This is a genomic window from Azospirillum sp. B506 (genome assembly GCF_000333595.1).
Taxonomy (GTDB): Bacteria; Pseudomonadota; Alphaproteobacteria; order Azospirillales; family Azospirillaceae; genus Azospirillum.
This window is the reverse complement of sequence record NZ_BADK01000304.1, coordinates 1-11,445: the sequence shown is the minus strand read 5'-3', so window position 1 is coordinate 11,445 and position 11,445 is coordinate 1. Positions and strand designations below refer to the sequence as shown.

Below are 11,445 nucleotides of genomic sequence, written 5' to 3'. Positions count from 1 at the left end.
CTTACTCGACCGAGACGCCCAGCGCGGCAACGGCGCCTTCCAGGGCCTTCTTCTGGGCGACCAGACCGTCGATGCCGTTGGAGACCAGCTTGTTGCCCTCGTCGTTGTCGGCGGCGATCATCTGGTCGTAGGCCATCTTGCCGCTGTCGGCGGTGTCCTTGATCGCCTGCATCGCCTTCATGCTGTTGGCCATGGCGGTCTTCACCGCGGCGTCGGCGTCGGCGGACTTGGCGGCGACCAGCTGCGACAGCGAGGCACCGGAGACGGTCTTGCCGTCGGTGCGCTTGTAGCTGCCGTTGTAGACGTTCACCATGCCGACTTCATCGTAATAGTGCGAATTGTGGGTGTTGTCGGAGAAGCAGTCATGCTCCTCCTCCGGATCGTGCAGCATCAGGCCCAGCTTCATGCGCTCGCCCGCCAGCTCGCCATAGCTCAGCGACCCCAGGCCGGTCAGCATGCGGCCGACACCCTCGCTCTCCGGCGCCTTGGCGATGGAGACGCGGGCCTTGCCTTTGGCGGCCCAGTCGGCCGTCATCTCGGCCAGATCATCGACCAGCATCTGGGTGGCGACCTTCAGATACTGGATGCGGCGGTCGCAATGGCCGTTGGTGCAGTCCTTGCCCTTGGCATAGTCGGTGGCCTTGCGCTCGCCCGCACCCGGACCGGTGCCGTGCAGATCCTGGCCCCACAGCAGGAATTCGATGGCGTGATAGCCGGTGGCGACGTTCGCCTCCACCTTGCCGGCGCCGTGCAGCTTTTCGGTCAGCAGATCCTTGGTGATCTTGGTGGCGTCGATAGTCTTGCCGCCGGCCGTGATCTTCGGGTTGGCGATGACGTTCGCCTTGGCATAGGGGTTGCTTTCGCCACCGGCATAGCCCTCGTCGACATAGTCGATCAGGCCTTCGTCCAGCGGCCAGGCATTCACCTTGCCTTCCCATTCGTCGACGATCGGGTTGCCGAAGCGGAAGGCTTCCGTCTGCATGTACGGGACGCGGGCGGCCTTCCAGGCGTCGCGCGCCTTAGCCAGATTTTCCTCGGTCGGCTTGGCGACCAGGGCGTCCACCGCCTTCTTCAGCGCCTTGGCGCCGTTGGTGGCGTCCTCATAGGCGGCATGGGCGATGTCGGCGTAGGTCTTCGCAACGTCCTTATAGGCCGGACCGGCAGCCTGGGCACCGTACGGCAGCAGGGCAACGACGGCTACGGCGGCAAAGCCGGCAGCGCGCTTCGACATGGAGGTCTCCTCGAACGTCGGTGGTCGGTAATGACAGCAAGTGCGACTTATTCTCAAAGAATAACGTCGCGAATCATTCTCACTGTCAAGCCCTATCCGCGTTGGGGGTACTCGGAAACGCCCAAGCGCCGCCGTGCCGCGTCGATATGTCCCGCTACCGTGTCCTGTGGATGGTGGGATTGCTGCCCGTTTCAGCCCTGGCGAGTGGCCTCGACCAGCGCCTGGGCCAGATCGTCATAGAGATCGTCGGGCGACTCCAGTCCGACCGACAGCCGCAGCAGGTCGCCCGGCACCGGGGAACTCGGCCCCTCGATGCTGGCGCGATGCTCGATCAGGCTTTCCACCCCGCCCAGCGAGGTGGCGCGGCGCCAGATACCGACACGGGCGGCGGTGTCGATGGCGGCCTGGGTGCCGCCCTTCACCCGGATGGACAGCATGCCGCCGTAGCCGCCGCTCATCTGCCGGGAGGCGATGCCGTGGCCGGGGAAGCCAGGCAGGCCGGGATAGAGCACGTCCGCCACCTGCGGATGGGCAGACAGCCGCTCCGCCAGCGTCATGGCGGCGGCGCTCTGCCAGCGGACGCGGGCGAACAGGGTGCGCAGGCCGCGTTGCAGCAGCCATGCCTCGAAGCTGCCGAGGATTCCGCCCTGCTGGGTCTGCACCGCCTTGATGCGGCCCCAGAACTCGTCCTTGCGGGCGGCGGTCAGGGTGCCGGCGACGACGTCGGAATGGCCGTTCAGGTATTTGGTCGCCGAATGCATGACGATGTCGGCCCCCAGTTCGAGCGGCCGGGTCAGCACCGGGGTGGCGACCGTGCTGTCCACCGCCAGCCACGCCCCGGCCTCGTGCGCCAGTTCGGCAACGGCAGCGATATCGGTGACGGTCCACAGCGGGTTGGCCGGGGTCTCCACCCACACCAGCCGGGTCTGGCCGGGACGCAGGGCCGCGCGCACCGCGTCGGTGTCGCTGGTGTCCACCCCTTCGACCTTCAGACCCCAGCGGGTCGCGGGGCCATGCACCCAGTTGCGGAAGGCCCAGTACATCACGTCTGGCACCAGCACATGGTCACCGGGATCCAAAGCCTGGAACACCGCGGTCGCCGCCGCCATGCCGGAGGCGAACAGCAGCGTGTCGATTCCTTTTTCCAGCTCGGTGATGGTCCTGGCCGGAATGTCGAAGGTGGGGTTGTCGGCGCGGGCATAGACCCGGCCGCGGCCATAGCCGTTGTCGGGATCCCGGACATAGGTGGTGGACGGGTGGATCGGCGGGATGACCGCGCCGCTGGCCGCATCCTCAAAGCCCAGGGCGCCGGCGGCGATGGTTTCGGGACGGTGGGGACGGTCGGTCATTGCCGGGGCACTCCGGGATCTGGCTTGAGGGGGGAATCGAGGATACGTCCGGCGGAGGCCGCGGCGCAATGGCGCCCCGATCCGTGTCGCCGAAGGGTCAGGCATAGCGTGCGATCAACCGCGCCAGCGGCGGGCCGGACAGCACGACCACGAACAGGCGCAGGGTCTGCAGGGCAAGCACCAGCGGCAGATCCACCCCGCTGCCCAACGCGATCACCACCACGGAATCGAGTCCGCCGGGACTGGTGGCGAGGAAGGCGGTCAGCGGGTCGGTCGGCAGCAGCGTGACCAGCACCCAGGCGGACAAGCTGCACAGGGCGATCATCAACCCGGTCGACAGCAGCATCTGCGGCACCGCGCGCAGGGCGTGGCGCAGCACCTCGCGGGTGAAGCGCAGGCCGATGGTCCAGCCGATGAGGGTATAGGTGACGGTCAGCAGCGCGTGCGGCAGTTGCAGGGTCACTCCCGCGCCTGCCTGGACCAGCGCGCCAAGCACCATCGGCACCAGCAGAGCGCCCGAGGGGATGCGGAAGCGGTGCCCGATCCAGCCACCGACCCCGGCGATCAGCAGAGTCGCCGCCAGCCCGCGCAAATCCAGCGCTTCCACCGGCGCCACCGGCAGGCCGGCGCCCTGCGGTCCGGCGGTCAGGGCATGGGTCACCAGCGAGGCGCTGAGCACCACCAGCACCACGCGCAGATACTGCATGACGGCGACGAGCCGAACGTCCGCTCCATAATCCCCGGCCATGGCGACCATGGCGGAGGCCGCGCCCGGCGACACGCCCCAGGCCGCGGTCGTGCCGGGCAGGCTGCCGTAGCGCACGAACAGCCAGCCGACGATGCCGCTGACCAGCACCGTCAGCCCGACGGTTCCCAGCATCAGCGGCCAGTTCCGGGCGATCGACAGCAGGATGGAGGAGGTGACGGCATGGGCGACGAGACAGCCGATGATCGCCTGCGCGATGCTGAAGCCGGAGGGGGGCACGCGGATCGAGGCACCGCCGACGCCGAGCGCAATCGCCCCGATCATCGGCCCGATCAGCCAGGCCGCCGGCAGGCCGACGGCATCCAGACCCAGCGTCAGCGCCGCCGACAGGGCGAGCAGGCCCACCCATTGCGCGACCGTCCGCAGGCGGAACGCCGGGCCGCCCCCCTCTTTTGCACCCACCACGAACCCATACCCGCAGGACTGAATTGCAACCGCCTCATGCTGCCTGCCGCCGGCCCCATCCGTCCAGCGGGTGAGGGGCGCGGCTGCCATGCATCGCGGAGCGGCAGATGGCTGGGCGGCGGATGGTGGAACGGCGGATCAGCGGGCGACCCGGATCCGGGTCAGGAACTCGCCGACGCCCCGGTGTAGCTCGTCCGCCTGCCGGTGAAGTGCTCCTGCAGCGGTCAGCACCTCCTGTGCGATGCCGCCGGTTTCCGACGAGGATTGGGTCACCTCGCCGATGGATTCGGTGACCCGGCGCGATCCGACCGCGACCTCCTGCACGTTGCGCGTGATCTCCTGGGTCGCGGCGGTCTGCTGAGTCACCGTGGCGGCGACGGTGGAGACGATTTCGTTGATGTGGGTGATGGTGCGGCCGACGGCGTGGATCGCTCCGGCAGCCTGGCTGGCGGCATTCTGCATGCCGGCGATCTGGGTGGAGATGTCCTCCGTCGCCTTGGCGGTCTGGTTGGCGAGGTTCTTCACCTCCTGCGCCACAACGGCAAAGCCTTTGCCCGCCTCGCCGGCCCTGGCCGCCTCGATGGTGGCGTTCAGCGCCAGCAGGTTCGTCTGGCTGGCGATGGAGTTGATCAGGTCGACCACGTCGCCGATGCGTTGGGCGGCGTCCACCAGTCCGCTGACGGTTTCCTTGGTCCGTTCCGCCTCGTCGACGGCGGACGAGGAAATCCGGGAGGATTCGTCGACATGCCGGCTGATGTCGGCGATGGACATGGCAAGCTGTTCCGTCGCCGCAGCCACCGTCTGCATGCTGGACGACGCGATTTCCGTTTCGGTCGCGACATCGGCGGACCGGCGGCTGGTGGTGGTGGCGATCTCCGACATGCGTTGGGCATGGGCCTGCATCCGGTTGGAGGCGGCAACCGTGCCGTCCACGATGCTTTTCACGCTGTCCTCGAAACTGCCGGCGAGCTGGTCGAGCGTGGCGCGCTTGCTCTCCTCTTCCGCCTCCCGATAGGTTTCAAGAAGCAGTTCCATGTCGAACCAGGCGATCTTGTTCAGGGTTTCCAACTGCGCGGCGCGGTGGCGGCGGGCACCGGCACCGAACAGCCCGGCCACCAGCCCTTCGTCGCCCCCGGCGAGACCGAGTTCGCGGGCGATGTTGGAGCTGACGATATGGTGGCAGATCGCCACCGCGTAGGCCGGAACGCCGTTGCGGTAGAACTGGGTCGCGAGCCGGTGCGCGGACTCCAGGAAACCGGTGTCGATCCTGCCGGACGCCGCCCGCATCCAATGGTCAAGACGGGCGGCATGCACATCGGGATGCTTCAGCGCCGCCTGGATCTCCGGCCACGCATCGAAATGCCGGTGCCAATCCTCCAGAAGCTTGGGAAGGCGGCTGTCCACGAACTCACGGTTGCCCCGCAGGCGGGCGAGATCGTCTTCGGAAATCGAGAAGGCGGCAAGTCTCTTCGCCTGTGCGTGAGTCAGATCGACGGTCATGGTTCGGACGGTCCTTGGTTCCGGTGCCTCGAATGGACAATTCTACGAAATAGCGAGTTATCCGGATTTCGGGCAAACCGCATTTGGGGCCCTCATTTTGTGCATATTCAGATATGCGTAGTGAGGAGATCGGCAGCTGGTCATGGAATAAGGCCGCCATATCGCCTGACCTATTCCATAAGCAGCCTATCCGCTGCTGCTCCCCCTGCGGCGGACTCCGTAGCGAAACGTCCCGGCTCCCGAATTGGTTGAAGGGCTGATCATGGCTGAATAGCGAGACGTCGAGAGGTAAGCTCACTCAAGCCGCGGTAACGATCAGTGCTGCGGCCACCAGCGCCACCACATCTTCGACGAGCGCGGCAGGGCGGTCTCGGCCGAAGACGGCGGCCATGCGCATACGCAGTGCATAGCCGGCAAGTGTCCCGACGACGGCGCCGATGCCACCGGCGACCAGACCGCCGATCCAGAAGCCGGCATTCGCCCCGATGGCGGCCCCGGCAATGGCGCCGCCGGCAATGCGGCTGACGAAAGGGAAGGGCAGTTTGCGGCTGGGTGTGGTGGGCAGCTTGTCGACGACCAGCTCCCCCACCGCCATGGCGGTGAAGACCCAGGGCGACACCGGATGGCCCAGGAAGAACAGCCAGCTTCCCGACAGGTCGAGCCAGCCGCCATAGGCGGCCCAGCTGACGGCGGCCGGGGCGATCAGGGTGCGGGAGCCGGCGACGGAGCCGATCAGAAAGGCGAGGATCAAGGGGAGCATCCGGTCATCCATCCTGTATGCGGGCATCATGTCTTGCGAGCATCACTGGCGCGGCCGTCGACGCACAGCCTGAACAAGTTGGCGCAGTGCCCCGGTCCGGGTGCCGGGGGCGCCATGGAACAGGCGCATGGCCGCCAGCATCAGCGCCTCGTCGCCCTCGCGCGGCGGGTCGAAATGAGGACGCAACCGGCCGCTGCGGACCGAAACGGTCTTCACCTGCGTCATGTCCAGCAGCCCTTCGGCCCCGCGCGTCACGCCCCAGCCGCTGGCATGGCGCCCGCCGAAGGGCAGGCGCGGGTCGGCGGTCGGCACGATCAGGTCGTTGATCGTCACCGTCCCGGCATCGATCCGCCCGGCCAATTCCCGCGCCTGAGCCACCGGCCCGAAGATAGATGCCCCCAGTGCATAGGGGCTGCCGGCGGCGACCTTCAGCGCTTCTTCCATGTCCTTTACCGCCACCAGCGACAGGACGGGGGCGAAGACCTCCTCGCGCAGCAGCGCCATGCCGGGCGCTGCGTTGGCGAGGATCAGCGGCATCATCGCCGGGCTGTCTTCGCGCGGCAGCTCTCCCAGGGCGCGCGCTCCCCCCGCCACCGCATCCCGCGCCAGGGTGGCGAGCCGGCACCTGGTCGGAAGCGACACCGGCACCGGCGGGATCGTGCCGACATGGCGGCGCAGCGCCGCTTCCAACCCCGCCGCCATCCCGTGTGGAACGAACACCCGCCGCGGCGCGATGCAGGTTGCCGACCCGTTCAGCCGCAGCCCGAAGGCCAGTGCGCGGGCGAGCTGCTCGACATCGGCACCGGGCAGAACGAAGACGGCATCGTTGCCCGACAGCTCCATCGTCGAAGGCACCAGATGCCGGGCGAGCCGCTCCGCCACCGCCCGTCCGGTGTCGGCCGAGCCGGTCAGCACCAGCTTGTCGATTCCATCGGCAATGGCCTCCGCCACCGCGTCGGCGGACTCGTCCAACAGCCGGAACAGACCCGGCGGCAACCCGGCCTCCTCCAGCCAGCGCCCGAGCAGGACCATCGGCGCGCTGCATCCCGGCGCCGGCTTGACCAGGACCCGGTTCCCCGCAGCCAAGGCCTGGATCGCCTGGACGCCCGGCAGCAGAAGCGGGTAGTTGGACGGTCCGACGATCAGGATCGTGCCGACCGGCTCCCGCCGCACCTCGGCCTCCACCCCGAACAGCCAGATCGGGCGACCGCGCCGGCCGAGCCGCCTTGGCGCCAACAGGGCCGCAGCGTCACGTTCCAGAAACCGGCAGGCCTCCGCCAGCGGCAGGATCTCGCCACTGACGCTTTCCGCAGCGGTTCGGCCGGGCCGATTGTCCAGTGATCCGATCAGCTCTTCCGCACCGGCGGAAATCCGGTGGCGCAGTCTGCGAATAACCGCGAGTCGCGAGGAAATATCCTGTACGGACCATGCCGGAAAGCCACCCGTATCCCGATTGACCTCTTCTTTCTTCCAAGGAGTTACGACGTCAGGAGAGGGGCTGTTGTTGCGATCCATTTTCGACCCAGCTTCGTAACCATCACGACAGAGTTCGGCAGCGCAGGAGCGTTTGGCAAGCGGATGGAACGACAAGTCGTGATCATCGGCGCGGGACCGGGCGGGTTGGCATCCGCGATGCTCCTGGCGCTTACGGGTGCGAAGGTGACGGTGCTGGAACGGCAGGACTGCATCGGCGGCCGGTCGGCGGGCTTCTCGCTCGACGGCTACCGCTTCGACAGCGGCCCGACCTTCTTCCTCTACCCCCGCATCCTGGAGGAGATCTTCGAAGCCTGCGCCCGGCGCCTGTCGGACGATGTCGATCTGATCCGCCTCGACCCGCTTTACCGGCTGGTGTTCGAAGGCGGCGGCGAATTGCGGGTCCATGCGCAGATGAAGGCGCTGATGGCGGAAATCGCCAAACTCAGCCCGCGCGATGCCGACGGGCTGCCGCGCTTCCTGGCCGACAACCGGGCGAAGATGGAGCGGTTCAGGCCGGTTCTGGAATCCGATTTCTCCAGCCCCTGGGCATTGGCCACGCTGCCGATGCTGAAGGCCCTGGGCTGGCTGGCGCCGCACCGGTCGGTGGATGCGGATTTATCCCGCTATTTCCAGGACCCGCGCATCCGTCTCGCCTTTTCGTTCCAGAGCAAATATCTGGGCATGTCGCCGTTCCGCTGCCCCAGCCTGTTCACCATCCTGTCCTTCCTGGAGCACGAGCACGGCGTCTTCCACCCGCGCGGCGGGACGGAGGCGGTGATGGAGGCGATGCGCCGCACGGCGGAGAGCCTGGGTGTTACCGTCCGGCTGAACGAAACGGTGCGCCACATCCGGTTCCAGGGCCGACGCGCCGTCGGCGTGCGGACGGAGGCCGGCGACTATCCGGCCGACGCGCTGGTCATCAACGCCGACTTCGCCCGCGCGATGACGACGCTGGTGCCCGACGACCTGCGCCGGCGCTGGAGCGACGCCCGTCTCGCCACCAAGAAATTCTCCTGCTCCACCTTCATGCTCTATCTGGGCATCGAAGGGAAGATGGACGGGTTGGACCACCACACCGTCTATCTGGCGGAGGATTACGCCCGCAACCTCGCGGAGATCGAGGAGTGCCGCGAGTTGCCCCGCCGGCCGTCGATCTATGTTCAGAATGCCTGCGTCACCGATCGGGCGATGGCACCGCCCGGCGGCAGCACGCTCTACATCCTGGTTCCGGTCGGCCACCAACGCGGCCACATCGACTGGAAGGCGGAGGCGCCGCACTACCGCCGGCTCATTCTTGACCGGTTGGCCGGTTTCGGGCTGGGCGATCTGGAACGTCGGATTCGGGTGGAGCGGGTGGTGACGCCGGCCGATTGGGCAAGCCAGTTCGCCGTTCACCGCGGCGCCACCTTCAATCTGGCGCACAGCCTGGACCAGATGCTGCACCGCCGTCCGCGCAATCGGTTCGAGGATCTGGACGGCGTTTATCTGGTGGGCGGCGGCACCCACCCCGGCAGCGGGTTGCCGGTGATTTTCGAAGGCGCACGCATCACGGCGCGGCTGCTGGCCCAGGAACTGGGCCTGCCGGCGCCCTGGCGCACCAAGACCATGGGCGTGTCGGGCATGCTGCGGCAGGCCATTGCGGGGGGAATCGCATGACGGATCGGATCGCGGTGATTGGCGGCGGCCTTGGCGGACTGGCGGCGGCGGTTGTGCTGGCGGCGCGCGGGCACAAGGTCACCCTGCTGGAGAAGAATGGCTGGGTCGGCGGCAAGGCTGCGGTGCTGGAGGAGGGCGGCTTCCGCTTCGACATGGGGCCGACCATCCTGACGGTGCCGCGTGTCCTGCGCCGCATCCTGGAAGAGGCCGGCTGCGATCTCGACCGCGAGCTTGAGATGGTCCGGCTGGAGCCGCAATGGCGCTGCTTCTTCGACGACGGCACGGTGCTGGACCTGTCGGAGACCGTCGGCACCATGGCCGCCGAGTTGGACCGGCTGGCTCCGGGCAGCGGGGCGGGAGAGGGCTATCGCCGCTTCCAGGCGATGTCGGAGCGGCTGCACGGCATCTCCGAGCGTTTCTTCTTCTGGAAGTCGGTGGAAGACCTGGGCGACACGCTGAACTTCCGCAACAGCTTCAATGCCGGCACCCTGTCCGACGTGCTGGCGCTCCGCATGGGCAGCACGGTGGCCGGCACCATCCGTAGCCATGTCCCGGACGCACGGGCGGCGCAGATGCTGGACCATTTCACCCAGTATGTCGGGTCCTCGCCCTACGGCTCGCCGGCCGTGCTGTGCGCGATCGCCCACATGCAAACCAACGACGGTGTCTGGTATCCGATGGGCGGCACCCGTGCCGTGCCGGCGGCGCTGGAACGGGTGGCGCGGCGGCTGGGGGTGGAGATCCGAACGAATGCCGGTGTCCGCCGCCTGGAGGTGGATCGCGGGCGGGTGTGGGCGGTCGAGACCGACGACGGCGAGCGCATCCCGGTCTCGGCCGCGGTGTCGAACATGGATTCAGTCCGCACCTACCAGGAACTGGTGGGCGGGCAGCCGGCCAAGCGCTTCGCCAGGCGCCGCAGCTATGAGCCGGCCTGTTCCGGCGTGGTGTTCTACCTGGGGCTGGACCGCGGCTACGACCATCTGCTGCACCATGACTTCGTCTTCTCCCGCAATCCGGAGGAGGAATTCGACTGGATCTACAGGCAGGGGGAGCCGGCGCCCGATCCGACCTGCTACATTGCCGCCCCCGCCCGCACCGAGCCGGGCGTCGCCCCGCCGGGAGGGGAGGCGCTGTATGTGCTGGTCCACACCCCCTATCTGCGCCCGCGCCATGACTGGGACCGCATGCTGCCGGCCTATCGCCGCGTGGTGTTCGACAAGCTGAAGCGCACCGCCGGCCTGACCGACCTGGAGGACCGCATCCGGGTCGAGCATGTGCTGACTCCCCGCGACATCCATGACCGCTACAAGGTGCTGAACGGCGCCATCTATGGCTTGGCGAGCCATGGGCGCTTCATGGGCGCCTTCAAGCCGGGCAACCGGTCCCGCGATGTCGACGGGCTGTATCTGGCCGGCGGCGCCGCCCATCCGGGGCCGGGCATGCCGATGGTGCTGATGTCGGGCTGGATCGCCGCCGACAGTCTGGATCGGGACATGCGCGGCGGGGGCCGGCCCGATGCCCAGGGTGGCGCCGAACGGGCGGTGGCCTGACGGAAGGCGGCAAGAGGCATGACGGACGATCCGGTTGCGGTGCGGTCGCGGCTGCTCTGCTGGTTCTTCGGCGGCGTGATGAGGCGGCGGCTGCGGCGCGGCTTCCATGCTGTGCGGCTGGCACGGCCGGGCTGGCCGGTCCTGCCGCCGGGCCGGCCGGTCATCCTCTACCTGAACCACCCGTCCTGGTGGGACCCCGCCCTGCTGATCGCGATGGGCACCACGCGCTTCAGAGGACGGCCGGGCTATGGGCCTATCGATGCGGAGATGTTGCGCCGCTACCGCTTCATGCGCCGCCTCGGCCTGTTCGGCTTGCAGCCCGGCCGTGCCGGGGCCGTCACCTTCCTGCGCACTGCCGAGCATATCCTGGCCGACCCGCACGCCATGCTGTGGATCACCGCGGAGGGCGCCTTCACCGATCCGCGCCGCCGCCCGGTGACCCTGCGGCCGGGCGTCGCCCATCTGGTCCGCCGCATGCCCTCGGCGTTGGTGGTGCCGCTGGCGGTCGAATACCCGTTCTGGGACGAACGCACGCCGGAAGCCCTGATCCGCTTCGGTGAGCCGGTGGAGGCGGCCGATTTCGCGGATCTGCCGGTGCCGGACATCGCCGCGGATCTGGAGGCGCGGCTGGAGGCGGTGATGGACCGGCTGGCGCTCGATGCGCAGGGCCGTGACCCGGCGCGCTTTCTCACGCTGATCGAAGGAACGGTCGGCATCGGCGGCGTTTACGACCTGGGCGCCGGGCGCGCGCC

Annotated in this window: 9 protein-coding genes; 3 read left to right on the top strand and 6 right to left on the bottom strand. The window is 68.2% G+C overall.

Annotated elements, in window-relative coordinates; all coding sequences use genetic code 11:
• Nucleotide 1: 1 nt before the first annotated feature.
• The 6 genes from I71_RS09450 to I71_RS09425 all read right to left on the bottom strand — a co-directional run bounded on the left by I71_RS09450 (nt 2) and on the right by I71_RS09425 (nt 7,526).
• A complete protein-coding gene (locus tag I71_RS09450) occupies nt 2-1,231 on the bottom strand; it encodes an imelysin family protein (protein WP_042694220.1) in 1,230 nt (409 codons plus the stop codon).
• 191 nt (nt 1,232-1,422) lie between these two features.
• Nucleotides 1,423-2,580: a PLP-dependent aspartate aminotransferase family protein gene (locus I71_RS09445; RefSeq protein ID WP_042694218.1), complete on the bottom strand. Its 1,158-nt coding sequence runs from the start codon at nt 2,578-2,580 to the stop codon at nt 1,423-1,425.
• 97 nt (nt 2,581-2,677) lie between these two features.
• Nucleotides 2,678-3,751 carry an AbrB family transcriptional regulator gene (locus tag I71_RS09440; protein ID WP_244433730.1) on the bottom strand — a complete coding sequence of 358 codons (1,074 nt, stop codon included), beginning with the start codon at nt 3,749-3,751 and terminating at the stop codon, nt 2,678-2,680.
• 138 nt (nt 3,752-3,889) lie between these two features.
• Nucleotides 3,890-5,251 (bottom strand): globin-coupled sensor protein, encoded by a 1,362-nt coding sequence (locus I71_RS09435; RefSeq protein WP_042694213.1) that lies wholly within the window; start codon nt 5,249-5,251, stop codon nt 3,890-3,892.
• A gap of 298 nt (nt 5,252-5,549) precedes the next feature.
• Nucleotides 5,550-6,011, bottom strand: a complete 462-nt coding sequence (locus I71_RS09430) for a DUF4126 family protein (protein ID WP_042694211.1) — start codon at nt 6,009-6,011, stop codon at nt 5,550-5,552.
• A 42-nt stretch (nt 6,012-6,053) separates the two neighbouring features.
• Entirely contained in the window at nt 6,054-7,526 is a 1,473-nt protein-coding gene (locus tag I71_RS09425; RefSeq protein ID WP_244433729.1) for an aldehyde dehydrogenase, read from the bottom strand.
• A 117-nt stretch (nt 7,527-7,643) separates the two neighbouring features.
• On the opposite strand from I71_RS09425, the gene crtI reads away from it, so the two are divergent.
• The 3 genes from crtI to I71_RS09410 all read left to right on the top strand — a co-directional run.
• Nucleotides 7,644-9,143, top strand: coding sequence for a phytoene desaturase family protein (crtI, locus tag I71_RS09420; RefSeq protein ID WP_049976013.1), 1,500 nt, complete (start codon nt 7,644-7,646; stop codon nt 9,141-9,143).
• Nucleotides 9,140-10,693, top strand: coding sequence for an NAD(P)/FAD-dependent oxidoreductase (locus I71_RS09415; protein WP_042694207.1), 1,554 nt, complete (start codon nt 9,140-9,142; stop codon nt 10,691-10,693). Before crtI ends, I71_RS09415 begins: the two co-directional genes overlap by 4 nt.
• A gap of 18 nt (nt 10,694-10,711) precedes the next feature.
• A partial coding sequence (locus I71_RS09410) for a lysophospholipid acyltransferase family protein (RefSeq protein WP_049976012.1) occupies nt 10,712-11,445 on the top strand: 734 nt, incomplete at its 3' end.